The following is a 25,819-nucleotide window of genomic DNA, read 5'->3' as shown; positions in this document are numbered from 1 at the left end:
TTGGTTAGTCTTTCCTTATGTATCCCTTATAATTACTGAAAATTGTTTTGTGAGGGAATTTAGGATTATGCTCCATTTTTAAAGAAGGGGACAAAATAGGCCTATTCATAAAATGACGAATAAATACAATGCATATAAACAACAAAAACAGATGGCTAGCTAAATCAGTTATTCCATCGAAACAGAAAATTAGCTTTTAGGAAGAAAAAACAGTCAAAGAAGATGAAGAAGTTAAATCACTTTATACGGTCGACAGTTATATGAAGTCAGTAGAAGAAAACCTTGAAGCAAAATCGGAAACATTAATCAGTAACATGCAGGAGTTACATAAATACACCATTTACTCTAAAGTGGAATTATTGGATTTTGTAGCATTTGTAGATGACCCTTCAGAGTTTGACTTATCCATTACTATGTTCTCAATGGATAGACAAGCTAATGAAGTCTTTAACGAGGGTACGGATTCTACTATCTTTGCAGGTAGTCTGGGTATGATTGGAAATGTAAGATACACCCACCTGTTAGGTAATCAAACAGATGACTTTTGGGATTTCTACGAACACAATCAAGAAGAACTTAACCATGCAGAAAAACAAGCGTTTGCTACTTATGTCGCAGATTGCTGGAAGAAAGCAGATGGACAAGCAATCACGTTGCCAACCTACTTTTCTCTTCACGATGATTATGAATCCTTTGATTTAAAGAAAAATCAATGGGTTACAGATGATGAGAAATGGTCTTATTGATACTAAAAAAGGAAGGGCCTTCAATTATGAAGGTCTTTCTTGTTCATACATCGGTTACAAATACCAAAGTAAGCGTGCCTAAAGAAATGAAGCCTAAAAAATTGCACTATATAATGAAACTTTAGTTTTTGAGATGTTAATTCAAATGGGGTTTGGGTTTATTGTTCCCCTCTAATTAAGATACATTTAATGTAAGCTATTACGTAACGAGAGGGTCAAGTGCTTATTAATCATCTAAGAGAGGGTATATGAAATTAGAAGGGAAAAAGAAAAAGTACAGCAAAGAAAAGAAGAGATAATTTATAAAATAGGGGGTTTGTACTTTGGGAACTGCACTAATTTTCATATGCATTGTATTGGTGGCTTCTATACTGCAATCAAGTACAGGTTTTGGTTTTTCCATAATGGCGACACCTTTCTTACTAATGTTATTCCAACCGCAAGAAGCCATACAAATAAATATTATTTTATCTTTAGTTATTTCAATATCATTAATTTTGAAGATACGAAATGACATTGATTTTATATTATTAAAAAGATTTATATTAGGAAGTATAGTTGGCGTACCATTGGGTGTTTTAATCTTTGTTTCAATTAACATTAATGCTTTAAAATTAGGGGTTAGCATACTACTTTTAATATTAACATTGTTACTGATAGGCAATTTTAGGGTTAATCCAACACAATTTAGAGATTTCATAGTTGGCGGGATATCAGGTGTTTTAACGACAAGTATCGGTATGCCTGGCCCTCCGTTATTGCTTTACTTTACAGGAACAGATACTGAAAAAGGAAAGTTAAGAGCAACTACCTTAGCATTTTATCTCTTTATTTATTTCATCAGTCTCATAACCCAAATAATCTTTACTGGAACCAACAAAGTAATATGGGAATCAAGTCTTTATGCAATTCCAATTGTATTTCTGGGTTTGTATATAGGTCAAATTATTTTCAAACGGCTAAACCAAAGGGTATTTAGAATATTTACATATATCCTTTTAATTTTTACAGGGATTTATCTTTTACTGGAAAGTTTAAAAGCGTTATAGAAGTAGGCGTCCTTATTCTTATTCTAAATTTCATCTGGTAGTGATCGACACTTTTTTTATACATATGAGTTTGACGGGGGTTTCCGATGTATAACAGCGAATATAATTAAGAGTGGTTTGTTCAGCGGAAGATAAAGAGGAGGGGTAAGTTGACATCAAAACAAGAATTAGCTGTAAAGAACAATGTTGTCTGGTGCGGAATTATAAGTAAACTTCATGGATGTCGAATTAGGAGTGGAAATAACCTCTGGGGTTTGGATAAAAAAGCTCCGACCTATTATCCCGATGTCATTACATTGAGTAATGATGTATGTAACGATGAATTCTTTAATTTTATAGAGGACTCACAAGCAGAGTTTATTAAAGACAGTTTTTCATCCTTAAAACTAGGAGATAACTTTGAACTTTTATATGAAGCTAGTTGGATTTACCATAAACTTGAAATTATTGAAGATATTGAAAAGGCAGCATACAGGAAAATCATCTCAGAAGAGGAACTTCAGTGCTGGACATCGGTTTCCGGATTAAACGGCATTCTGTTACCGGATATCTTATTTCAGCCTGATGTTGTTGTATATGCAAAAGAAGGAGATGAAATAACTGCCGGTTTTATTGCTAATGTCAGTGGAGACACGATTGGCGTATCAAATGTTTTTTCCTCTGGAAATGCTGCTGCATCCATATGGAGAGATATTGTTCATGTAATCAGTGAAAATCATGTAGGCAAGCATTTAGTCGGTTATGAGCAGGATGAAAATCTTAGTGCAGCAGTGGCAGCGGGGTGGGAAAATGTTGGGTATCTGAGTGTATGGAGAAAACGGAATTTATAGCAAGTGGGTTACAGATGATGAGAACTGGTTTATTGATATCCACAACTGACCATTTTCCTTCACATGAATACACAATTTCTGCACATGCAAAACACCTCCGATTATTCGACCGTGGCCAGGAATAATTCAACCTTTAGAGAGATAATTCGACCGTGACCAGGAATAATTCGACCTTCAGAAAGATAATTCGTCCGTGGCCAATAATTCAACCTTCTAAAAGATAATTCGTCCGTGACCAGGAATAATTCGACCTTCAGAGAGATAATTCGTCAGTGGCCAGGAATAATTCGACCTTCAGAGAGATAATTCATCCGTCGTTACAAATAAATCGACCTTCCACCATTTCATAAAATAGAAAAAACAGTATGTGTTCAATAACATACTGTTTTTTCTTTGTATTTAGTTTTTAGGTTAGCCCATTCATTTTCATCAGACTTTATATTTCATTTTCTAATTGGTTCAAGCAGAAGTTGATATTTTCTTCGAAATTTTCAACATATTGCTGGGCAATTGTTGCGTATTGGGTTTTTAAGGTGTTCAGCAAACTTTCTATCAAAAATTGGCGTGGTTTGCTGGATTGCGTTATCTCTTCATGGATGAAATCAATCAGTTCAATTGCTTTGGTTCGATCTTCGCTGCAAGGTAGAGCTTTGTTTGTTGCTTTTTTCAATGCCAAGGTGGATTGCAGCAGATCATTGTGGCTTGTATGAAGATTGCACCTGAAATTAGGAATCCATGTATCAATTAGCTCTGGGTCAAGAATCTGCTCTCCGCTTTCAGCTACCTCATTGACTATATGGACGATTCGGTTCATGCAGTAACGGATGACTTTTATTTCCGGTGAACTGATAGTTTTGGCTTTATAGTTAAAATGATTCAAGTGGGTCATCATCCCAAGAAAGAGAATGGCGCTATCTAACAGATACGGTTTTTTGGTTTCCCCAAATATATCGAGGAACCGACTATACACCCAGCGTATGCTTAATAATTGGATTCGGTTGATGAATTGTTTTAATTCATCGTCGTTAGACACACGCACTTCTTCGATCAGGATAAGTAATTTACTTTGTTTGTTCACCATCATATGCAGTTCCAACTGCTTAATAAAAATTTCAATATCGGCTAAATCTTGACCAATTAATAGTTCTTCACGGGCTTGGCGTAGCTTCTTATGGTAGGAACGGAATATAGCTATAAATAATTCACCCTTCGAAGGGAAATAATTATAAAAAGTACCCTTAGAAATGCCGCTGCCGTCTAAAATGTCCTGGATGGACGTGGCTTGATATCCTTTTTCAATAAACAGCTTATGAGCTGTATCGATGACATTCTGCCTTCGACTATTCATCAAATCACCTAATTTCCATTATACTGCCTGTATAAATGTAATCGTACTCTATTTTTTATTACAGTACAAACCCTTATTTAAACCAGTATATTTTTATTGCAAAAATTGAACTAGAGGTATATTATAGATTTTATGCAGATTGGGTTATACCTATCGTACAATAAAATGAACTATTAGTTTGAATGGAGGAATAGATAAAAAGTGAGTACTGCTCAAATTACTGAAAAAAAGGGCTCATATGGTATCCTGATTATTTTAATGGTCGGGGCATTTATATCCATACTGAATTCGACCCTATTGAATATTGCACTACCATCAATTAAAACAGACCTTGGAATTGAGACGTCTACGGTCCAATGGCTGACAACAGGATACATGCTTGTGAACGGAATCATGATTCCTACAACCGCCTTCTTAATAAGAAAGTATTCGGTGCGTAATCTGTTCTTGACAGCCATGCTGTTATTTTCAATCGGGACGATTGTTGCAGGTGTAGCACACGCATTCCCGCTGTTATTAGGCGCGCGGATGGTTCAGGCTGCTGGTTCGGCGATTATGATGCCATTATTAATGAACGTTCTTTTAACTGCCTTCCCTGTTGAAAAACGCGGCTCGGCGATGGGATTGTTTGGTTTAGTCATGATGTTTGCTCCTGCTATCGGGCCGACGCTTTCAGGCTGGATTATCGAACATTATGATTGGAGAATGCTTTTCCACTTTATTACACCTCTTGCTTTACTGGTTCTTATTTTTGGGTTCTTTAAACTTAAAGACAAGAAAGAAAAAGTTGATATCAAAATTGATATTCTATCTGTCATTTTATCAAGCTTAGGCTTTGGCGGCTTGTTGTATGGATTTAGCTCAGCAGGAAGCAAGGGCTGGGATAGTCCTTTGGTATACGGAACATTAATAGTTGGTGCCGTTTCACTGGTCCTTTTCATTACACGCCAGCTTAAAATGGAAACACCGATGCTTGAATTCAAGATTTTTAAACATCCAATGTTTGCTTTATCTGCAACCATTTCGATCGTACTAAATATGGCAATGTTTTCGGCAATGATCCTAATGCCATTGTATACACAAACAGTCCGTGGCATTTCACCATTTGATTCAGGATTGCTGATGCTGCCTGGAGCACTATTAATGGCCCTCATGTCACCGATCACAGGTAAGCTCTTCGATAAGTTCGGAGCACGCGTGCTTGCTTCAATCGGTTTGTTTATCACCGTGGTCACAACGTATTTCTTCAGTAAATTATCAATGGATACTTCATATACACATATTGTACTATTGTTTTCAATCCGGTCATTCGGGTTGTCGATGGCAATGATGCCTATCATGACAAATGGTTTAAACTCGCTGCCAGCCCGTATGAACCCACATGGTACAGCGATGAATAATACGCTGAACCAGGTTTCCGGAGCAATCGGTACAGCACTACTTGTTACGGTCATGTCTAACCGGTCAGCTTCGACTGGTGAGGATCTTATGACTAAAGCGATGAGCAAATTAACAGGTCAGCCTACTACTGAGATGATGGATCAAATGCAGGCCCAAATCGGGATGCAGGCCATGCTGGATGGGATTAACTTTTCCTTCTTTGTGTCTACCTTTATCGCAGCTGTGGCGTTGATTTTGTCATTATTTATTAAGCGCGCATGGCCGGCAAAAGATAAGCCAGCTGAAAAAGCTGATCAGACCGCTTAATCATAAGTAATGTCTGAATGACTAAATGGTGCAGTTAATAATTTTAGAATAGGTTATAGATTAAGGCATGGTCATGGCGGTTTCCTTTTCGGAATATGCTTGTGATCATGCTTTTTTTGCAAGTAAAAGCGGAGAGATAAAAAAGCAGTGCCATTTCTAATCGAATGGCACTGCTTTTTAAGTTATGACGCTATATCTTCTGAATTCACCTTTGCATGCTGGATATGACTCGTAATCCAGCCAATTACTGCTGCAGAAACGAGATAGGCAAGTAAAATCCAAATCTGGGTCTGTAAGTTTGACCAGCCGCCTATTGAAATGACTTCTTGTAGCTCCTGAAGGGAATGAGCCATAGGTAAAAATTGACCGATTTGTGTTAAAATCGACATTCCAAGTTCACCCGGGAATGTTCCACCGCAAGTGGCTAATTGAAATACAAGAAGGGTCACGGCTGCGAATTTGCCGACGATTCCGAATACGGTTACCAGCATAAGTATGAAAGTCATGAAGGTAAACGAAACGATGATGCTTGATAGAATAAATAATGGAACGCTAGCCACATGTAAATGGAATCCAAGGAGCACAACTGCATCCACGAGAAGTGCCTGAATCAAGCCGATAACATAAACTAGCCCTAATTTATTCGTAAAATGAACGGTTCCGGTAACCTTAAGATTCTGTCTACGGCCTAGCGGCAGGATATTGGAAGCCATAATGCCGCCTACATAAAAGGCTAGAGACAGAAAGTAAGGAGCGATTCCGGTTCCATAGTTTGGAACTTCCGAAAGATTGGATTGGACCAATTGCACAGGTTCAGAGAACATCGAAGTGGTAGAATCGCTGTACTGAAGGCTTGCTGTTTTATCCGCGGCTTCATTAAGTTTGGAAGATAACTTGTTTGAGCCCGTTTCTAGTGAAGCAAGTCCATCCTGAAGTTCCGTTGATCCACTGGCTAGTTGACTGCTTCCGCCAGCAAGTGAAGTGATTCCGGTGTTTAGAGTGGAAAAGCCACTTGTCCATTTTATAAATCCGTTTGTGAAAAGGCTTGCTCCCTCGTTTAATTGCTTAGCACCCGAGGTAGCCTGCGCCATTTTATCACCAAACGTTTTCATACCAGCTTGAAGGGCGACTTGCCCATCTGACACCTTTTCCGCCCCTTGCCCCAATTGCTTTTGCCCAGCGGTTAAAGTAGTGGCCGCATTGGATAATCCATCAGATAAGGCAAGGATTTGCTTGAAGTTTTGATCTTGCTTTGCTTCAGGATGACTTTGGACATACGCATCCAATTGCTTCTTTAGGGTATTTGCTGTACTTTCCGCCTGTTCCTGTCCTTGCACCAATTTTGCATTGCCAGCTGACAAGTCTTTAACTCCCTTGCTCACCTTGTTCATACCATTTTCTAATGTTTGTTGTCCATCTGTTAGCTGTTTCATGCCGGTATACAAGGTCTGGGAACCTGATGTTAGACCTTCCGCGCCAGTAGATAAGGCTTCTTGTCCGTCCGAAAGCTGGGTGCTTCCTGTACGTAGCTTCTGGGCACCATCATTTAATCTCTGAATACCATCTGCTAATTTCTCACTGCCGCTTTTCGCATCGACAGTTCCTTGATGAAGCTCCTCGGCTCCATTTCCGGCGTCTGCTAAGCCTTTAGAAACATCTTGGAATTTGGAAAGGATGCCTTCCGAATAGCCTTTAGTGATGCTTGCATTGATTTTGGTGGTCATTTTTTCAACTGCAGTTGTACTAATTTGTGAGGCAACGAAGTTTTTACCCGGATTAATTTTATATAAAAGTTTAGCGGCTTCCGGTTTTTCATCCATTAAAGTGGTGACATTTTCAGAAAAATCATCTGGAATCGTGACAACCATATAGTAGGTTTCCTCTTTAAGCCCTGTATCTGCCGCCTTTGCCGATACAAAGTGAAAGTCCAATTCTTTCTGCTTCTTCAATTGTTTAACAAAGTCATCTCCTGCCTCGATTGGCTTATCGTCCATTTCGGAACCTGTATCGAGGTTGACCACTGCAACAGGTAGCTGATCCAACTTACCGTAAGGATTCCAATACCCTGCTAAAAAGAAACCTGAGTAAATCAATGGAACGACTAAAAGAAAAATCAAGGCGATTCTTCCGTGTTTATGTTTCCACATTGCTTTTATGTCTTGAAGTACGAGTTGTAATCCTTTCATTAATGAGCCTGTCCTTTCTAACTAAATGAGATTATTTCATCATAAGGGCTTTTTTAAATACTGTATAATACATAATTAGTTATATAATAATAGATTTGAATCTATACGAAACGAGTGATAAAAATGGAAATATTACAGCTGCAGTATTTTCAAACCGTGGCACGCCTAGAACATATGACGAAGGCTGCGGAGCAACTTCAAATTGCTCAGCCGTCTCTCAGTAAAACCATTTCTCGACTTGAAGAAGATTTGGGAGTGGCGTTGTTCGATCGGGAACATCGAAAAATCAGGCTGAATGCGGCCGGAAGGATATTCTTGAACCGTGTCGAACGAGCTTTTGCAGAATTAAATGAAGGAAGGCGCGAGATTGTGGAATTAGCGGACCAGGATCAAAAGAATATTACGTTGGCTGTTACCATTCCAAGAGTGCTGCCTGATTTACTGGGGACATTTTTATCAGAATATCCAGATGTTCGTTTTCAACAATTTCTTAAATCTGTATCTTCCATGAAACAATTGCTTATTGAAGGGGAGATTGATTATTGCATTTCGTCCGTTCCGATTGAAGGCCCCGATATTAAGTGGGAACCGCTGATAAAGGAAGAAATATTTCTGATTGTGCCTCCCGATCATCGACTAGCAGGGAGGGCGTGCATTCATCTTAATGAAGTGAAAGACGAAGCGTTCATTAGCATGAACACAGGTTTTGGATTCCGCAACTTAACGGATCAATTTTGCCAAGAAGCTGGATTTATTCAGAATATCGCATTTGAAGGCGATGAGCCGGCTGTTATCTCAGACCTTGTCAGAAGGGGCTTAGGTGTCGCTTTTGTATCAGAGTTAACTTGGCTGCACCAAACCGGGTCGCTGTCACATAAAATTCGAATAACAGAACCTGCTTGCCAAAGGACGATTGGATTGGGATGGTCGGAAAAACGATACTTTACACCAGTTGCCAAGCAATTTCGGTTATTTGTCATGGATTATTTTTCTACAATCTCTAAGGAGCTTAAGGATTCACTGTAGAATATGTGCCGCCTAATGAACTAATGACGCATCGGCCGAATTAAATGTACGAAGGACGAATTAAATGTGCGAAGGCCGAATTAAATGTACGAAGGACGAATTAATAGCGCGAAGGACGAATTAAATGTGCGAAGGCCGATTAATCGCGAGGGATGAATTATTCTTTGGGAAGGTCGAATTATTCTGCGAGAAGGCCGAATTAAATGTGCGAAGGACGAATAAATAGCGAGAAGGCCGAATTAAATGTGTAAAGGCCGAAATAATAGCGCGTCGGCCGGATTATTCTGCGCGAGGGACGAATAAATTGCCCAAAGGTCGAATTAAATGTGCGAAGGACGAATTAATAGCGAGAAGGCCGAATTAAATGTGTGAAGGCCGAAATAATAGCCCGTCGGTCGAATTATTCTGCGTGAAGGTCGAATTAAATGTGCGAGGGACGAATAAATAGCGCAAAGGCCGAATTATCCTGCCCAACGGTCGGATTATCTTTCTGTCGGCCGAATTAATTCTTTCGCAGATTTTGCACATACTCTAAAACAATTTTCACCCGTTCTTGAACGGTATAATCTCCTTCAATCCTTAATAAAGGACAAGTTAAGCCTGACATCCATTTTTCATGAGAATACTTGCTCCTGACTTCCATTCCAGCCTCGTCATATAGGGAGGCCCACTCTAAAAAGTTATTATATTGATCGAAATGGCTGCCTCCAACTAAAATTTCCTTGCCATACCTTTGTGCCTCTCTTTGCTGCAGCCTTTCTATTCTTATATTTTTTGGAATCCATAAAAATATAACTAAATCAAAATAACTTATAAATTCATCACCCCACCCGCATAACGAACCCGATAGTATCCATTCATCATAAGTTAATAAATCTTTTCGGAGTATTTGTTTTCTTTCTTTTACTTCTCTTTTTTCACTAAACTTATGCAGCCAGTAATAATCATCTGTATCAAAATGAACTGTCGATATTGAGTTTGATAATGCTTTTCCGAGGGTTGTAGTTCCTGAACCTGAAGCACCGATAATATGTATTTTTTTCATTCTTTTCTCTTCAACTCCGAATCTTTTTTATGATAGGTAATAAATATTCCATTAGATAATAAAAAATTCCTTCCTCATGACCAGAGCCTATTTTTACATGCTTCTAAAAAATGCTCCCTATCAGAGTGTAATGTCGGTAGTTGAAGCTGATAAGTCTTCATTATGTGGTAATATTAGGTTGTTATAATAGGGAATTAAGAAAGACTTTTACTTTAGCTTTTTTAATGAATGAAGTGTTTGAAAGGAGTGTTCCAAATGCAGTTAACGATTCAGGCTTCGGGCGACAATGTACAAGCTATATCTTATTTATTGTCTAAGAACCCGAGAAATTTATATGAGAGAAATCATAAAGGTCATTTAGTGCGCCTTTTTTATAGCAAGTTTACAGAAACAGAACTGGAAGCGACGATTTTTGTTACACCGGACCCGATCGAATTGGTAAAAGGCAATTCCAATTCCTATGACATTACTCATTACATAAATGATCGGGAGTTTGCGGTAAGCAGCATTTTTTGTTCATTGATTAGGTCTGCACTGGGGACAGCTTTGAACGGTCAGCCGAAGGAAGAGCATACAGAGTGGGTGAATCATCCGTTTTCGTTTCAGTTCGAGTTTGGCCCTGTGGTTTCTTCTCTTTCTGATAACCAATTAAAGGATTTATTTGAGCCGATTGGTTATGAAGTGATGATTACCCGTCCGGAAATTGAGTACTCTTTCCAAATTAAAGATAAAAGCTCGGCAAGATCCATTTCTTTAAAAGGAATGAAAACACTACAAGAAGGGTTAAGGCATTTGTTTGTATTGATTCCGGTCATCGATAACTATAAGCACTACTACATTGATGAAAAAGAAATTGAAAAGCTTGAGAGATATGGAGACGGGTGGCTGAAAGATCATCCGATGCGAGATTATATCTATCGCCAATCACTTAGATTTAAGGAAGTATACAGCATCGTCGAGAACAGGAAACCTGAAGAGAAGAAGGAAGAAAAAGAAAGCAAGGTTCGGCTGAATGATCTTCGCTATGAAAAAATCGTTGATACAGTCAGTCAAATGAATCCAAGAAGCATCGTGGACTTCGGCTCTGGTGAAGGGAAACTTTCAGTACGCCTTGGTTTTGTAGAAGGGATAAAAGAAATCCTGGCTGTTGAACCGTCCCAAACTGCTGCCATTAAAGCCTTAGGACGATTCGAGAAAGTGAAGAATAAAGAGAAATTTGTGGTTCCTGAAACACTATGGGGCTCACTCTTCTACTATGATGAAAGATTAAAGAACAAGGATGTCATTATCTTGTGCGAAGTCATCGAGCATATCGACGAGTACCGTCTGCCTAAGGTGCTGGATACGATATTACATGACTATCAACCGAATGCCCTGATTATTACAACGCCAAACCGTGAATATAACGAGGTATACGATATGGAGGATGTTCTTCGACACAACGATCATCGTTTTGAGTGGACAAGAGCTGAATTTCGTCAGTGGTGTACAGAGCGAAATCACCGTGATATCTATAGCCTTAAATTTGAAGGAATTGGTGAAGAGCATGATACATATGGTTATCCGACACAAATGTGTGTGTTCGAAAGAAAGGAGGACTAACTATGCAAATCGTATTGCCCCATGCAGGAATTGTCTTGCTGATTGGACCATCCAATAGCGGTAAGTCAACATGGTTAAAAAGCATGATTGAAAAAGAAGAGATTCTGCCTTCAGAGGTCGTTAGTTCAGATGCCTTTCGGGTATTGGTGAGTGATATTGAATTTATTGATTGGCGGGACAGACCAAAGGATGAAGCGGACAATCTGATGGATGAATACCAGTCCATTTCAGGCGAAGCATTTTCCATGATGGATTCCGTCATTGAAGCAAGATGCCGTTTAAATAAATTAACCTTTATTGATGCGACCAATCTTCACCCAGAGGATCGGAAACGATATATCTCTTTAGCTCAAAAAAATAATGTCCCAATCCTATCGATTGTTCTGGATATACCTGAAGAGGATCTGCTTGTCAGAGATGAACAAAGAGATTATCCACGCGGAAAAAGACGTATTAAACAGCAATACCAGACGTTCAAAAGGGAAAAGCGCGTCCTGAAAAAAGAAGGGTATTTGTCTCTTTACACGTTAAAGGGAACAGAAGATATTCAGGTAATCAGACGTACAAATCCAATTGAAAAAGACATCCAGAATGGGATCGACATCATTGGGGATATTCATGGCTGCTATAAGGAAATGATCCTCGTCCTTGAAAAACTAGGCTATCAAAAAAATGAGGAAGGCCTCTATCTTCACCCTGAAGGCAGGAAGTTTGTTTCCATTGGGGATGTCATGAGCAGAGGACCAGAGTCACTTAAAACGATGCTCTTTTTCTATGAACATGTTCAAAAGGACGTTGCCTATATGATTGACAGCAATCACGGCTGGAAAATTGCTAGATGGCTAGATGGAAGAGACGTAACATTAAATCATGGTGATGAAAAAGTGGAAGAAGAATTTAAAGCGTACGAAGAGGAGTATGGAAGCGAAAAAGCAGAGGAAACGAAACAGACACTTAAAGAATTCCTCCTTCAAGCTCCTTCCCATTATGTATTTACCAAGAATGATGTACAGACTTTAGTTTGTGTTCATGCCGGAATCAAAGACGCTTTCATCGGAAAGCAGTCTGAAGCTGTGCGTGACTTCTGCCGTTACGGTGATACGAATGGATTTGATGAAAAAGGAAAGCCAGTGCGTAAAGATTGGTATATTTCTCATAAGAAAAGCTCACTGATTGTCTGGGGACATGATCCGAAGCCACAACCGCTGCTAATTAACAATACCATCAACATCGATCAAGGTGTTGTCTTTGGCGGAGCATTAACAGCTTTTCGCTATCCGGAGGGAGAATTCATTTCGGTACAAGCGAGTCAAGATTTTTCAGGAGCCGATGACAATCCTCTAAGAGAATGGGAGAAAAACCGTTTGAATCCGCCGAATATTGGCAAGTTCGTCAATGGGTATTCAGTATTGACAGAAAAAATGGGCGAGATTAAAATTCATCAGGATATTGTAAAGTCTGCGATTGATACGGTATCACATTTCACGATACCGATTGAACAATTAATATACATCCCGCCTACAATGAGTCCAACACCAAGTCCATCCGCATTGGAATATTATTTAGAGCATCCCAAAGAGGCAATCGACTATTACAGAAGCCATGGGATTCAAACCATGATTGCTGAAAAGAAACATATGGGGAGCCGGGCAATTCTTTTTCTATTTAAAGATACTGAAGCTGCTAAGAAGCATACAGGTTTCGAATCTTTGGGAGTTATTTATACCAGAACGGGCAGACGTTTCTTTGACGTCGCGACGGAGGAAGAACTGGTCTTGAAAATCAATCAAGATTTGCATGAAAGCGGCTATTTTGAAAAGTACGATACGGACTATGTGCTCCTTGACGCTGAAATCATGCCCTGGAACCTGAAGGCAAAAGAGCTCATCAGCAGCCAATATGCCCACGTTTCTGAAAATGCGATTCTTGATCGAACGATGCTGAAGGAAAAAATAGCGGAAGCATCTCGTGAGAACATGGAGTTAAAAGGATGGTTGGAAGAGTATGAGCAAAAACTGGAAAATGCCTATACTTTCAAAGAAGTCTTTCAAAAGTATTGCTGGGAGATTGAAGATATAAATTCTATACAAATCGCTCCATTCCACGTGCTTGCTCATAGCAATGAAACCTTTTTTGATCAGCCACATACATGGCATATGGAGATGAACAGGGAGTTTGCAATCCGATCTAGTTTATTTGTAGAAACGGAATACAAACTAATCACGAGTGAAGCAAGTGAAGAAGAGGTCATTAAATGGTGGCAGGATATCACAAGCGAAGGCCATGAAGGCATTGTAATCAAGCCGGAATTCTACATTTCAAGAAATAAAGGCAAGCTATTGCAGCCCGCCATTAAAGTAAGGGGAAGAAAGTACCTTAACATTATTTATGGAATGGACTACTTGCTACCGAAAAATCTTGAGCGGCTGAAAAGCAGGAATACAGGCAAAAAGCAAAAACTAGCGCTGAGAGAATTTTCTCTGGGAATCGAAGGCATTCAAAGATATGTAAAAGGTGAATCGATTGAGAGAGTCCATGAATGTGTTCTAGGAACATTGGCCATGGAATCGGATCCTGTGGATCCCAGATTGTGATAGGTAAGAGGAAGTATGTTTTTCAGGTTCTTCGTCACTTAAGGGGTACTTGAGTTTAAAAAGAGGGGTTGCTGCGGCAACCTTTTTCTTGTGTGCCAGGCATGGCAACTATCTAGGTGGTGAAAGTCCACTGTGGGGGTACACATCGACCAACCACTAAGGAAGCGCAAGGTACTTATCGTGAGGTAAGGGCTGGAGGAAGCGTGGAATAAAATCTTGGCTCGACGAACAGGAATCTGATACTAAGGCTCTATAAAGGGATTAAACTCCAAGACAAGTTAAAGTCCAAAAGATGTGCGTAACTTTATAGAGTAAATCAGGCGAGTAAAAGAGGAAAGATAGGTGTCTTACCCTGGGAGGTCTTGCGGATGTACAGAAGTACAGTCGAAAAAGGTTAGTCGCAAGAAGTCAGCAGAAGCCATAGTAATGAAATAATTTCATGAAGGGCTGAACAATTTATAGTGTTTCAACGCCACGAATGCGTAAGTGACGAACTCCGAATGTGTTAATGGTGAAAGTATGAGCGTACCTCAAAGAATAACCAAAATGGAGATATCACTTACTACGTGAGAGGAAAGGAGAAACGAGTGTGGAACTTTTAGAACAAATCCTAAGTAATAAAAATATGAACGAAGCCTACATACGTGTCTATAAAAATAAAGGTGCAAGTGGGGTCGACGGAGTAACAGTCGACGAACTAAAGCAATACCTGAAAGAGAACAAAGATGAACTGCGTCAGCGCATCAGAACAAGAAAATACCAACCACAAGCTGCCTTAAGAGTGGAGATCCCAAAAGAAAATGGAAAGATGCGCAAATTGGGAATACCAACAGTAGTGGATAGGGTCGTTCAACAGGCCATTCATCAGGTTCTCAGTCCGATATTTGAAGAACAGTTTAGCGAATTCAGCTACGGTTTTAGACCAAAAAGAAGTTGTGAAATGGCGATTATAAAAAGCCTGGAGTTTCTGAATGATGAACATGATTGGGTAGTCGACATTGATCTTGAAAGATTCTTCGATACCGTCCATCACGATAAACTCATGAGAATCATATCCAACACAATAAAAGACGGAAATGTCATATCGTTAATCAGAAAATACTTAGTTAGTGGAGTCATGGTGAATGGAAAATATGAAGACACACCTGTCGGTACTCCGCAAGGAGGCAACCTCAGTCCACTATTAAGTAATATAATGTTAAACGAACTTGATAAGGAACTGGAGAAAAGAGGACTAAGGTTCGTGAGGTACGCTGATGATGCCCTTATCTTTGTGAAAAGTGAAAAGGCAGCGAACCGAGTAATGAGCACAATCGTGAGATTTATAGAAGAGAAATTAGGCCTGATAGTCAACGTAGAGAAGAGTAGAATCTCACGTCCAAAAGAGTTGAAATTCTTAGGATTTGGGTATTATTACGACGCTAATAACAACAACTATAAAGTGAAACCTCATCCAAGTTCTGTACAGAAGTTTCAAAGGAAACTCCGACAACTGACAAAGCGAAATTGGAATGTTCCACTAGCCTACCGAATATTGAAATTGAACCAAGTAATAGTTGGATGGGTAAACTACTTCAGAGTGGCAAACATGAAAAAAACGACGGAACGAATAGACACAAAGCTTCGCTCTAGAATTAGGGTCATCATATGGAAACAATGGAAAGTAGCGAAGAAACAAATTAAATCGCTTATTCGACTAGGAATTCCGGAGGAAGAAGCGAAAGGATTAACCTACTGTCGAAAAGGTTACCGGTATATCGGATTATCGAAAGTTGTTCAAAGAGCAATCTCAAATAAACGACTCAAGCAGAGGGGAGTCCCCTCTGCTTTAGAACGTTACTTAAAAGTACACACTGTAATATAAATTGAAACGCCGTATACGAGATCCGTACGTACGGTGTTGTGAGAGGGGCGAAAATAATACACTTATTTTCTCCCTACTCGATTTTGAACTAAAGAAGGTTAGATAGTAAAAATAGCTGGTTAAGAGGGGGGAACGGTTTTTGTTATAATAAATAATTAAAAAAACTTTTAGAAAGAAAGGTTGTATTTATGAAAAAGAAATTAATATTTATTGGAATCGGATTACTGTTAGTTTTCATTCTATTATTTAGTACATATAAATTAATGAATTCTAGAACACACCAATTATTCGGAGGGTTAACAGCAAAAGTTGAGACAAATCAAAAAGTGGTTGCTCTGACTTTTGATGATGGTCCATCGAAGAATGTAAATCAGATTCTACCACTATTAGATAAATACAATGTAAAGGCTACATTCTTCCTAATCGGTAATGAAATAGAAAGATACCCAGAGGAAGCTAAAAAAATTGTAGAAGCAGGACATCAAATTGGAAATCATACCTATTCTCACAAGCGAATGGTTTTTAAATCGTCCTCCTATATCAAAGAGGAAATCGAGAAAACGGATAAATTAATTCAAAACTTCGGATATAAGGGTGAAATTGACGTTCGACCACCCAACGGAAAAAAACTTGTAGGCTTGCCTTATTACTTAAATAAAAATGATAGGGACACTATAACCTGGAATATTGAGCCAGATAGCTATTACACTTCTGCTGCTGACAAAGTAAATTATGTGAAGGATCATATTAAACCAGGTTCGATTATCTTAATGCATCCCATGTATGATGATACTGGTAAAGAACTTCAAGCGATTGAAGGTGTATTAAAATTGTTATCAGAAGAAGGATATACATTTGTAACTGTTAATGAGCTTCAGGGTTTTTAAGTTATATAGCTATTAGTGTATTTTTTACGACCTGAATGAACCACTTCAAAAATCAGGGTTACTGCGGCAACCTTTTTGTTGTGTAACGAAAGGACCAGGTTAGTTACATTAAGAATTGGTTTCTCATTAATATTTATGGATATTCTTTCCCCTTTCCCATTTTGCCTTTCATTTGTAAGCAGGTTCGGTACGGTTTGTATTTTGTGAGATAGGATCTCTATTATTAGAGGGATTTTTTGTAGGAGGACTAATTACGACCGACTCTTTAACTGGCGATAATGAATCGGCTATTTTCTTTGAATCGACACCATAGGAAAGTTGGAAAACTTTTGGTGGAGTTAGGCGTAACATACATTGGATGGATCAAGGTGCTGCAGGTACGATTGGGTGGTTCAAAATTTATAAAGATGGTCGTGTAGTGGAAGAATAAGGGGTAAATCACGTAAAATTTGTTCTCTGGTGGGATTTTTTATTAAAAAAACATGGATAGTAATACTGAAAATAAATATATCTATATTTTTCTATAAATAACAAGAAAATACAGATATAATGGATATGGACAGCAATTTGGTATAGTGGGCAGCGGTGACTCCTTTAAGAAAGGGGGTGTCGCTGGTGATTTCTATAATGGACGGTTTGATGCTTATGATCTCATTCGCCTCTTTAATCGTCGCAGTAATCGCGGTTACATTAAAAAAGTAACCCCCTCCATACCATCCGGCCAGATGTATGTAGGAAAAGGGTTACTTTCTTGATCGAGTAGCTACTGACTTACCACAGAAAGCCGCTGCTCTTTATGCAGTTTGCTGTTCATTAAGACACTGGTTTTTACCAGTGTCTTTTTTTATATATGATAGTTATCTTTATTATATCCTCATTTTACCTATACATTCAACTAAAAAACATGGCAAATGGAGTTAGGCCTAACGGTAACGGACATGAAGTTTAATTCATTTTCATTAAATCTTGAAGTTATTTCAAAGCAGATCTTGCACAAAACGAAAGGCTTTGCCGCCGGTGCCCGTTATCCAGGCCGTATCTAGGAACTTGAAGGCTTGGTAAAATGCCCGAAGTGAAATAAAAAAAGCACTAAAGCTTTCGGATTCCAAGAGGAGCCACTTTAGGGCCATGTATAACCAGATTAGATTTTTGTTAAGTTCTTGTCAGATTCCAGTTTGTATAATTTCATTCCCTTGTACGAGGTAATCGAAGGAATCAAACAAAATAGCGCCATGGGTAAACAATAAAGTATATAGACATGTCCTCCATTTTGCAGCAAGGGGATATACGCTAAAGCCGCAAAGAGCAAAACGAAAAAAATGATTGTGAAGATCCCGAAAGATTGATGATAGAAAGCATAAATTTCACTTCTTCGTTCTTCTTGATTGTGTGAAGTCTTTGCAGCTTTGTTTGTTCGAAGGAATAGGTATAAGGAGACTAAGAGAAATAAAGCGGAAAATGGTAAAGCTAGAGCAAATAATGAAACGTCTAGAATGGAAAGATAAAAGCTAGATAAAAAGAACACCTCGGAAACACCTAATGCAAAACAATAATTGAAAATACTTATCTTATCAGGTCGTTTAAGCATGAAATCCCTCCTTCTATATATATATTATGCAACTGCTTTCATGTTCACGACTCTGTCACATTTAAAAGGAAAATAAAGTTTCATCTAGGATTCAAGAGTCTTTAAGACCGGTAAATGTATCCGTATGTGGAAAAAGGAAATGAATATCAATAAGCCCCACTGGCTAACTAGTCAGAGGGGTTATTTTTATGAGGATTTATTTAAGCTTGAAGATGTTGAATAGAGTCCGTACTTATTACGAATAGTAATAAAATATCGGGTAAAGGGGGAGAGCGCTATGACTGCACAAACGATGATGAAAGGATTTCTGCTCGTTCTTCTATTATATTTCCTGTATATAGTGGTGACGGCAGTTGTCCTTTTCTACTTCCTCAAGGAAAAAGAAGAAGATAGGCCGATTAAACATATTAGTGCATATATGGGGGAGAAGGAATCCACCGTGGATCGTGTCCTGCTTCTTGAAGATGGTTATGAATCGGGACTAGCCCGAATGCGAATGATCCAGGAAGCCCAGCATTCAATCGATATTGCCTACTACGCTTTTGGAAAAGGTAAATCAACTGAACTTATTCTTGGAGCCTTGTTCGAAGCTGCTGACCGCGGTGTCAAAGTTAGAATCCTTCTGGATGGAATTTCTCATGGACTCAGAGGTCAATTAAGCAGTGTCCGTTATGCACTGGCATCGCATGAAAACATTGAATTAAGGTACTACGAAACCTTTAAGCCATTTAAGCCCTGGACCTGGCATAACCGCCTCCATGACAAGATAATCACTACAGATGGAAAGTTAGGCATCATCGGAGGAAGGAATATCGCCGATAAGTATTTAGCAAGCAATCCGCCGCCCAAGAATTATGTCTATGACCGGGATGTACTCATTTTCAATGCTAAACAGGAGAAAGATAGTGTTATCGTTGAAATGAAGGGCTATATACATGAATTATGGACTCATCCGTATACGAGCAAAGTCTTTGCGGACCTTTCGAAAAGGCAAAAGGAAAAAGGAAAACGCGTCAGAAATACATTATTAAATCAATACAGCAAAGCTATTCAAAATAATGCCGATTTCGTTAACCCGGCCGTCGATTGGAGCCAGTCTACAACACCTACTAAAAAAGTGTCCTTCATTCATAATCCAATCGAACGTTTCAATAAACACCCTTTTGTGTGGAGATCTCTAGTGGATATTGCTGCGAACGCCAATAAGTCGGTACTTATCCAGAGTCCCTATATTGTTCCTGCGGATGCCATGAAGGAATATGTACCAAAGAATATGGATTCAAAAGCTGATTGGACCATACTTACCAACTCGGTGACATCAACCCCGAATGTGATAGCTTTTTCCAGTTACTTGGCACTTAGGGATAGTATCGTTGAGTCAGGAGCAAGGCTTTATGAATATTCAAAGCTTTATTCATTGCATGGTAAATCGGCTGTTTATGATCAGCGATTAAGTGCAGTTGGTTCCTTCAATCTGGATTCGCGATCGGCCTTTTTAAATACAGAATCGATAGTGATAATCGATGGTGAAGAATTTGCAGCGCAATTGATAGGGGCCATCGAGTCGAAAATCTCAGATAGTACACTCGTCGCGGACAATAAAAGATATATAGAACCACCTGAAGATCAGAAAAAGGAAGAATCTTTCTTTAAAGCGACCTTTTTAAATGCCCTTTCGAAAATAACGGTATATTGGAAAAGGTTCATTTGAATGATGACGAAAAGACAGCAATCCAGTGATTGTTTTCTTTTTGTTTGGAGAAATAGTATACCAAGCTTGATGGAACGAAGACACTGGATAAAGGTAGGTTGGAGAAAGATCAAGCCTTTTTTAACGTTGGGAAAGCTGAGAAAATAGATATAAAACACAAACCCCAACAGCACATTTGAAATAAAGTTGTACCGGTTATAAAAAAGTTTGATCATTTTCTGCCTTTATTTAATACTTTGGTCAAGTCAAACACCCTACAAGTAATCCAGACTATTAAGAATTAGGATGATTCCAACAATACACATTATCCAAGAAAAAGCCGATCCTGTATTATTGGCTATTTTCACCCGAAGTTTCTTAAGAGGTTTTTGCATCCTCCGACCAAACAGGAGATAAAAGAGAAACAGCAAAGAGGGAAGGCATCACCATGATAAAATTGTATCCAGCTAAAATAGAAGACCATTCCATCCATGATAGATTAGAAGTAGTCATTATGCCGATTGCTGCAAAATAAGGAAATGCTGTACCTACTTCAATTAATGAAGTAGTGAATCCCAGAGCCACAATTGAAAGAATGCTTTTTGATTTTGGAGAAGGCAGGTCTGAATTTTTCTTTGTTGGAACATAAAAACTTGCGATGAACAAAATTGCTCCAATAATAAAGACTGTCCAGCTTACGATTCGATTTTGAAATATGCCAGAAATAATCTCAAGCAAAAAAACTAATCCTAACATGAGTGAAACCCCAACAGTAAAATAAAATCCTGCTACCGTCAATAAATAAACCAATAAACGTTGGGTAAGTTTCTCTTTATCTGTTAAAAGTAGATACACCGTTACCCCTAATGTGGCAGGGCTTAGCGTATCCAGTAAAGCCAAACCTCCTATCAGGAAAAGTAGTTCTGTACTCACCATTCTTTCCCCCCTATTCCGGTTGAGGATTATTCTTTTCAGCCATAAAAAATACATATGCCTGATTCATAAACTCAAGCACATCCTGATCAATCGGATATAATCCCAGTTTCTCTGACTGCTTTTCCGACATCCTTATTTCCCACAGCTTATCTAAAAATTCATTCTCACCATCAAATTCCTCTAAACGCTTTTCATCCATTCTTCTAATGATATTTTGAACTTTGGTTGCTTTGGGACCGTCCTTTATATAACACTTTAACTGACCTATCAGAGCAATCCATTCTAGTGAATCAGAACTGTCACTTGTCATATTGGGCACCTTTTTCCATAGCTTTATTTCTCTTTCTTTAAATACAGATTCGCGATAATCCTGCTGTATTTCTTTATCTTTACTGGATAATACCATGATCTTCTGAATCGCAATCCAGTTTTCTTCTCCTTCTATAGCAATTCCATGTATCAATTCCCGTAACGACTGCTCTATTTTCTTTAAGTTTTCCTGCTCTTTTATTACAAAAGATAATTGACTCTTTAAACTATCCGACCAATTCCACTCACTGGAAGCCAGCATATCCTTAATCTCATTTAAGCGAAATCCAATCTTTTTTAAAAATTGAATCTGCTGTAGTTTTTTTATTTCTTTATTCGTATATAAACGATGACCACCTTCTGTTTTGGATGTTGGTTTTAATAATCCGATTTTATCGTAGTGACGCAGTGTTCTTACTGTAACACCTGTCAGCTCTCCAACTTTGTTAATATGTATCAACTGATAAACCTACCTTCCTGTACGTTAAAACCTTATCGTTAACAACTGTTTATTAATTCCACTTTTATTCTTCTTTACGAAAAAAAGTTTTAAGTAAGTACCCTGCTCCCAATCCAATCAGTACACCAGGAAATGCATTATCCAGAGTCAGTCCAACACCAGCACCTATAATGACACATCCATAAATAATAATATCTCCCTGTTTCATCTAACCCCCCCTTATTTTTCTAATCTATCTAGATATTTCAAAAAAGTAGTTACTAAACAGTATACAAAATGACGTAACGTAAGCTTCAAGTTTTTTTAGACTTTTAATTAATTAATCTATATAAAACTTGAAACTGACGAGGGGTCACCTTCAATAATGGTATCCAAAGAGAGGGATGGAAAAATGAAGAAATACTGTAAAATACATATAAAAAATTTTGAACAAGGAATTCAACTATTTATTGAAGGTGAAATAACTGCAAAATCTTTTGACTTGATGAATATCGTCCCATTTGAAAAAATGTACGATTCTTACAATAATCATACTTTCAAACTAGAAAAAATATAAATATAATTGAAAGGAGTGAGATGATAATGGAAGTAAGTACCTTTTTAGGGTTGTTTTGGGGATGGATGACGGTTATCGTATCAGGAATACTTTTCGTACGTCCATCAGTACTACGTGAACTGAAAAAATTAGTGGTCGAGGACAGAGGATTTGGGATTATGTATGGCTTTCTATCAATTTTCCTAGGCTTAGGCACTGTTATCCTGCATAATGTATGGGCATTAAACTGGCAGGGATTCACCACAGTCATTGCATGGCTCGCACTATTAAAGGGAATTTACGTAATTGCATATCCTGAACCATCCAAGAAAACCGACTTTGAAGTGCGGATACTATCTACGCGTATAGCACTTGCTATCGTTGGTGCTTTGGCTTTATGGATGCTTGTAGTAATCTATATGAACTAATCAGTTTTTCGAAGGAATGATTAATTGGCAACGGGTGCGTAGCGTCATAAGAAGGCCACCAATTGGCGGCTATTTGAATGTCATATATAATCATACATTCAAATTCAAGTTAAAAACTACCCTTAATTTACTAACGGGTGCTTTACTTCAATAAGGGAGTTGCTTCGGCTCTCTTTTTCTTTATGCAACTAACGGGGCAGGATAGTTCCATAAGGAATACTGTTAAGTGACATTAAAGTCGTTTAAAAACGTCAGTCCTGTTATTCCATTAAAGGGCAGGATTGTGGAGGATTGGAAAATTTTGATTCTACAAATAATTGGGGGATTGGAAGAAGGAAAGCTATGTATAATTAGTGATGTAAGTTTATGCTTTTTATGTAATAATTATTTTGTAGAAATGTAAAGTTACAATTCATACATAGTGAAGGTGGGGATCATAATGGCAACGGGAACGCATACAGTAGTAGTTCCAGTAGATGTACAAGCAGTTTGGGATTATGTCAGTGATCTCGAAAAATGGGCAACGACAGTACCAGCCTATAAAGAACATGAAATCATAAATGACAAGCAATCTATTTGGACATTTGAAGGTAGTGTGAAAGGTATTAAAAAAACAATACAAGCGCAGGTAGATATTACCGAATGGAATGAACCTTCAAATATTAAGTTTGAACTAAAAGGTTTATCAGATAATTTTACAGGAAGCGGTCACTTTACTGCAGAAGATGTTAATGGTAAAACAATAATGACTTGTACGGTGGAAATCCATGCAGGCGGATTATCTGGTGCGGTGTTAACACCAATTATTAAATGGGCTGTTCCAAAAGTAGCATCTCGTTTAACAGAATCTATCGCACGTAAAATTGCAGTATTCTCATAGTTTTCAAAGATTGAAAGCCAATTCATTTTGGAGATACCTTCTCTGAAGTATAGATGGTAACATTCTGAAGTGACCAATATAATGATATCGAGCTCTACTAGAAATTTTATAATTAGCGGAAAGCGGGCTGTCCAAAAAGGATGGCCTCTTTTTTTCAATATTCCAGAAGCGCTTTTCTTAATGAACTAACGGGTGCGTTAGTTGATTAAGGAACACAAAAATGATCAAACTTTTTTATAAAAGAATAATCCAATTAAATAGTATAAGGGCATGTTTTGATTCATCTTTTTTCAAAACATGCTCTTTCTATTTATTCATTTATCAAGGTTTCTTGTATTAATTTGATCAAACTTTGTTTCAAAGATACACTAGCGTGTATGGTTACTAAGGAAAGGAAATTATGTAAAATTCAACATATTGGAAACCTTAATTATTATAATGATAGAAATAAAGCTAACGCGATAAAATGAGTTTTTGAAAAATATATGTATAGCAGGAGATTTATGAGTCAAAATGAATGTGATAGAAAGATTGAACAATTGATTCAGAAGTTTAATCCACAAATCAAGTTGCTTAGAACATGGAAGTTACATGGTGGTGTGTCTGCTAATTAAAAGGGATGATTTCAATGCTTATCATCGTAACAGAATAGGTAAATTTTTTATGGGGATAATTAGCTAATCAACAGATGTGTAATTTTGCTATACTTAAGCAAGCTGATTGATGTTTTGGTCAGATAATTAAACTATCCTAAGGAGAACAGAAACATGCAAACTTTACAGCATCTATCGAAACATCTTGTCTACCTGACTCCAGTGGGAGAAACTGATCGGCCCATTCTCGCCGCCGTTTCTGGAACTAAGAAAACTATCATCATTGATGCCGGTAACTCTGTCCAGCATGCACAGCTTTTTCAGGACGAATTACTACAGGCTAATATAAGCGGGGATTTTCTTGTTCTTACCCATTCCCACTGGGACCATGTATTTGGACTGGAGAATGTGAGAATTCCGGTAATTTGTCAGGAGAAAACTTACAACAATATTAAGGATATGCAGCAGCTTTCATGGGAAGATCTCGATCTTGATCAACGGGTCGATGCTGGGATTGAGATTCCATTTTGTGCCGATGCAATCAAATTGGAACTCGGGACAAAGAGAAATATTGACCTGCCGTTGCCCGATATTATTTTTGAAACAGCGATTACCATTGATCTTGGCGATATAACCTGTGTAATTGAACACGTTGGCGGTGATCATGCAGCAGACTCTTGTATCATTTATGTTCCGGAGGAAAAAACATTATTTCTAGGAGATTGTCTTTATGCCAATCTTTATGCTGAAAAATGGAATTATACGGCTGAACAAGCTTTGCTACTCATTAAGAAGATTGAAGCCTATGATGCCGATACATATATACTCTCCCATCACGAAAAGCCCAGCACGAAGCAGGAAATGGAGACAGAGCTAAAGCTAATGAAAAATTGTGCAAGGCTTGTCGTCAACTATCAGGGAAGTCGTGATTTAATGGAGCAGGAATTGGCCAAGCAGCTAAACCGGAAATTAACCGAAAGTGAACTCGAAACAGTTGGTTTTTTTGTAAACGGATATGCTGAATAATTACGAGGACTAAAAGCGGCAATATATGGTGCTGATGTAGCTTTGATCAAATTAATACAAGAAACCCAGATAAATGTATAAATAGAAAGGGCATGTTTTGAAAAAAGATTAATCAAAACATGCCCTTATACTATTTAATTGGATTATTCTTTTATAAAAAAGTTTGATCATTTTTGTGTTCCTTAACGAGCTAACGCACCCGTTAAGAATCGCGCCCTTTAATGAAAGATCGTCCTGATCACTATTGCAGTAGTAATTTCAAGAAAAGCCTCATATGACTTATCTTTTCTCTGTCGACAATGAAGTAGTTTCTTTGAGATAATCTTCTCTTTTCTTCATCATTAGATTTCAAGTTTTTTATTGTATCAGGGTGCAATAATATATTATCTGTAAGGTCCAATAGTGATAAAATCAAACAAATAGAGCTATGAAACCTCATATATAAAATATGAAATTGGCTAATAACAGGCATCGTGAAAAAAGTCATTAG

The 25,819-nt window shown here is 38.1% G+C and carries 20 protein-coding genes and 2 pseudogenes; 14 read left to right on the top strand and 8 right to left on the bottom strand.

Annotated features, from left to right (window positions below; all coding sequences use genetic code 11):
* Positions 1-260 precede the first annotated feature (260 nt).
* The 3 genes from AKG34_RS19060 (at position 261) to AKG34_RS19050 (ending at position 2,625) form a co-directional block, all read left to right on the top strand.
* Complete coding sequence (locus AKG34_RS19060; RefSeq protein WP_053347548.1) at positions 261-746, top strand: hypothetical protein; 486 nt, start codon at positions 261-263, stop codon at positions 744-746.
* Between the two features lie 323 nt (positions 747-1,069).
* Positions 1,070-1,795 (top strand): sulfite exporter TauE/SafE family protein, encoded by a 726-nt coding sequence (locus AKG34_RS19055; protein ID WP_053347547.1) that lies wholly within the window; start codon positions 1,070-1,072, stop codon positions 1,793-1,795.
* Positions 1,796-1,944: 149 nt separating this feature from the next.
* Positions 1,945-2,625: a hypothetical protein gene (locus AKG34_RS19050; protein WP_053347546.1), complete on the top strand. Its 681-nt coding sequence runs from the start codon at positions 1,945-1,947 to the stop codon at positions 2,623-2,625.
* A 436-nt stretch (positions 2,626-3,061) separates the two neighbouring features.
* Here the strand turns inward: AKG34_RS19050 and AKG34_RS19045 are convergent, their stop codons facing one another.
* The gene (locus AKG34_RS19045; protein ID WP_053347545.1) at positions 3,062-3,973 is read right to left on the bottom strand and encodes a TetR/AcrR family transcriptional regulator; all 912 of its coding nucleotides are present in this window, start codon (positions 3,971-3,973) and stop codon (positions 3,062-3,064) included.
* A gap of 258 nt (positions 3,974-4,231) precedes the next feature.
* Here AKG34_RS19045 and AKG34_RS19040 point away from each other — a divergent pair, with 258 nt between their 5' ends.
* On the top strand, positions 4,232-5,680 hold the full coding sequence (locus AKG34_RS19040; RefSeq protein WP_053348165.1) for a DHA2 family efflux MFS transporter permease subunit: 1,449 nt from the start codon (positions 4,232-4,234) through the stop codon (positions 5,678-5,680).
* A 182-nt stretch (positions 5,681-5,862) separates the two neighbouring features.
* Here AKG34_RS19040 and AKG34_RS19035 read toward each other — a convergent pair whose 3' ends face one another.
* Complete coding sequence (locus AKG34_RS19035) at positions 5,863-7,866, bottom strand: YhgE/Pip domain-containing protein (RefSeq protein ID WP_053347544.1); 2,004 nt, start codon at positions 7,864-7,866, stop codon at positions 5,863-5,865.
* 123 nt (positions 7,867-7,989) lie between these two features.
* Here AKG34_RS19035 and AKG34_RS19030 point away from each other — a divergent pair, with 123 nt between their 5' ends.
* Positions 7,990-8,892: a LysR family transcriptional regulator gene (locus tag AKG34_RS19030; RefSeq protein WP_053347543.1), complete on the top strand. Its 903-nt coding sequence runs from the start codon at positions 7,990-7,992 to the stop codon at positions 8,890-8,892.
* 502 nt (positions 8,893-9,394) lie between these two features.
* Here AKG34_RS19030 and AKG34_RS19025 read toward each other — a convergent pair.
* Entirely contained in the window at positions 9,395-9,937 is a 543-nt protein-coding gene (locus AKG34_RS19025) for an ATP-binding protein (protein ID WP_053347542.1), read from the bottom strand.
* Between the two features lie 255 nt (positions 9,938-10,192).
* Here AKG34_RS19025 and AKG34_RS19020 point away from each other — a divergent pair, with 255 nt between their 5' ends.
* The 4 genes from AKG34_RS19020 to AKG34_RS19005 all read left to right on the top strand — a co-directional run bounded on the left by AKG34_RS19020 (position 10,193) and on the right by AKG34_RS19005 (position 16,884).
* Positions 10,193-11,539 (top strand): 3' terminal RNA ribose 2'-O-methyltransferase Hen1, encoded by a 1,347-nt coding sequence (locus AKG34_RS19020; protein WP_053347541.1) that lies wholly within the window; start codon positions 10,193-10,195, stop codon positions 11,537-11,539.
* 2 nt (positions 11,540-11,541) lie between these two features.
* Entirely contained in the window at positions 11,542-14,133 is a 2,592-nt protein-coding gene (locus AKG34_RS19015) for a polynucleotide kinase-phosphatase (RefSeq protein ID WP_053347540.1), read from the top strand.
* A gap of 589 nt (positions 14,134-14,722) precedes the next feature.
* Positions 14,723-15,997, top strand: a complete 1,275-nt coding sequence (gene ltrA / locus AKG34_RS19010) for a group II intron reverse transcriptase/maturase (RefSeq protein WP_053347539.1) — start codon at positions 14,723-14,725, stop codon at positions 15,995-15,997.
* Between the two features lie 188 nt (positions 15,998-16,185).
* Positions 16,186-16,884, top strand: coding sequence for a polysaccharide deacetylase family protein (locus tag AKG34_RS19005; protein ID WP_053347538.1), 699 nt, complete (start codon positions 16,186-16,188; stop codon positions 16,882-16,884).
* Between the two features lie 237 nt (positions 16,885-17,121).
* Here the strand turns inward: AKG34_RS19005 and AKG34_RS29035 are convergent.
* Positions 17,122-17,235, bottom strand: a pseudogene (locus AKG34_RS29035) (cupin domain-containing protein); the annotation flags it as partial.
* Between the two features lie 790 nt (positions 17,236-18,025).
* A complete protein-coding gene (locus AKG34_RS19000; RefSeq protein WP_053347537.1) occupies positions 18,026-18,472 on the bottom strand; it encodes a hypothetical protein in 447 nt (148 codons plus the stop codon).
* 277 nt (positions 18,473-18,749) lie between these two features.
* Between AKG34_RS19000 and AKG34_RS18995 the strand changes: the two genes are divergently transcribed.
* The gene (locus tag AKG34_RS18995; protein WP_053347536.1) at positions 18,750-20,183 is read left to right on the top strand and encodes a phospholipase D-like domain-containing protein; all 1,434 of its coding nucleotides are present in this window, start codon (positions 18,750-18,752) and stop codon (positions 20,181-20,183) included.
* Positions 20,184-20,437: 254 nt separating this feature from the next.
* On the opposite strand, the pseudogene AKG34_RS18990 reads toward AKG34_RS18995, so the two are convergent.
* The 3 genes and pseudogenes from AKG34_RS18990 to AKG34_RS28375 all read right to left on the bottom strand — a co-directional run bounded on the left by AKG34_RS18990 (position 20,438) and on the right by AKG34_RS28375 (position 22,075).
* Positions 20,438-21,098: pseudogene (locus AKG34_RS18990) on the bottom strand (GAP family protein).
* Positions 21,099-21,108: 10 nt separating this feature from the next.
* On the bottom strand, positions 21,109-21,867 hold the full coding sequence (locus AKG34_RS18985) for a MerR family transcriptional regulator (protein WP_053347535.1): 759 nt from the start codon (positions 21,865-21,867) through the stop codon (positions 21,109-21,111).
* A 64-nt stretch (positions 21,868-21,931) separates the two neighbouring features.
* Positions 21,932-22,075: a hypothetical protein gene (locus tag AKG34_RS28375; RefSeq protein ID WP_053347534.1), complete on the bottom strand. Its 144-nt coding sequence runs from the start codon at positions 22,073-22,075 to the stop codon at positions 21,932-21,934.
* A 156-nt stretch (positions 22,076-22,231) separates the two neighbouring features.
* On the opposite strand from AKG34_RS28375, the gene AKG34_RS28370 reads away from it, so the two are divergent.
* From AKG34_RS28370 to AKG34_RS18960, 4 genes are all read left to right on the top strand, one after another.
* Positions 22,232-22,423, top strand: coding sequence for a hypothetical protein (locus AKG34_RS28370; RefSeq protein WP_053347533.1), 192 nt, complete (start codon positions 22,232-22,234; stop codon positions 22,421-22,423).
* Positions 22,424-22,449: 26 nt separating this feature from the next.
* Positions 22,450-22,830 (top strand): hypothetical protein, encoded by a 381-nt coding sequence (locus AKG34_RS18970; protein ID WP_053347532.1) that lies wholly within the window; start codon positions 22,450-22,452, stop codon positions 22,828-22,830.
* A gap of 439 nt (positions 22,831-23,269) precedes the next feature.
* A complete protein-coding gene (locus AKG34_RS18965) occupies positions 23,270-23,710 on the top strand; it encodes an SRPBCC family protein (RefSeq protein WP_053347531.1) in 441 nt (146 codons plus the stop codon).
* Between the two features lie 767 nt (positions 23,711-24,477).
* Entirely contained in the window at positions 24,478-25,329 is an 852-nt protein-coding gene (locus AKG34_RS18960) for an MBL fold metallo-hydrolase (protein WP_053347530.1), read from the top strand.
* Positions 25,330-25,819: the final 490 nt, after the last annotated feature.

It is taken from the genome of Peribacillus butanolivorans (assembly GCF_001273755.1).
GTDB classification, from domain to species: domain Bacteria; phylum Bacillota; class Bacilli; order Bacillales; family DSM-1321; genus Peribacillus; species Peribacillus butanolivorans.
The sequence above is the reverse complement of the archived record's forward strand: the minus strand, read 5'-3'. Positions and strand labels throughout refer to the sequence as shown.

What these genes read in the sequence shown, in the direction of transcription:
- AKG34_RS19060 (WP_053347548.1), top strand. Translation starts at nt 261, where the DNA reads ATGAAGTCAGTAGAAGAAAACCTTGAAGCAAAATCGGAAACATTAATC.
- AKG34_RS19045 (WP_053347545.1), bottom strand. Translation starts at nt 3,973, where the DNA reads ATGAATAGTCGAAGGCAGAATGTCATCGATACAGCTCATAAGCTGTTT.
- AKG34_RS19040 (WP_053348165.1), top strand. Translation starts at nt 4,232, where the DNA reads ATGGTCGGGGCATTTATATCCATACTGAATTCGACCCTATTGAATATT.
- AKG34_RS19035 (WP_053347544.1), bottom strand. Translation starts at nt 7,866, where the DNA reads ATGAAAGGATTACAACTCGTACTTCAAGACATAAAAGCAATGTGGAAA.
- AKG34_RS19030 (WP_053347543.1), top strand. Translation starts at nt 7,990, where the DNA reads ATGGAAATATTACAGCTGCAGTATTTTCAAACCGTGGCACGCCTAGAA.
- AKG34_RS19025 (WP_053347542.1), bottom strand. Translation starts at nt 9,937, where the DNA reads ATGAAAAAAATACATATTATCGGTGCTTCAGGTTCAGGAACTACAACC.
- AKG34_RS19020 (WP_053347541.1), top strand. Translation starts at nt 10,193, where the DNA reads ATGCAGTTAACGATTCAGGCTTCGGGCGACAATGTACAAGCTATATCT.
- AKG34_RS19015 (WP_053347540.1), top strand. Translation starts at nt 11,542, where the DNA reads ATGCAAATCGTATTGCCCCATGCAGGAATTGTCTTGCTGATTGGACCA.
- AKG34_RS19005 (WP_053347538.1), top strand. Translation starts at nt 16,186, where the DNA reads ATGAAAAAGAAATTAATATTTATTGGAATCGGATTACTGTTAGTTTTC.
- AKG34_RS19000 (WP_053347537.1), bottom strand. Translation starts at nt 18,472, where the DNA reads ATGCTTAAACGACCTGATAAGATAAGTATTTTCAATTATTGTTTTGCA.
- AKG34_RS18995 (WP_053347536.1), top strand. Translation starts at nt 18,750, where the DNA reads ATGACTGCACAAACGATGATGAAAGGATTTCTGCTCGTTCTTCTATTA.
- AKG34_RS28375 (WP_053347534.1), bottom strand. Translation starts at nt 22,075, where the DNA reads ATGAAACAGGGAGATATTATTATTTATGGATGTGTCATTATAGGTGCT.
- AKG34_RS28370 (WP_053347533.1), top strand. Translation starts at nt 22,232, where the DNA reads ATGGTATCCAAAGAGAGGGATGGAAAAATGAAGAAATACTGTAAAATA.
- AKG34_RS18970 (WP_053347532.1), top strand. Translation starts at nt 22,450, where the DNA reads ATGGAAGTAAGTACCTTTTTAGGGTTGTTTTGGGGATGGATGACGGTT.
- AKG34_RS18965 (WP_053347531.1), top strand. Translation starts at nt 23,270, where the DNA reads ATGGCAACGGGAACGCATACAGTAGTAGTTCCAGTAGATGTACAAGCA.
- AKG34_RS18960 (WP_053347530.1), top strand. Translation starts at nt 24,478, where the DNA reads ATGCAAACTTTACAGCATCTATCGAAACATCTTGTCTACCTGACTCCA.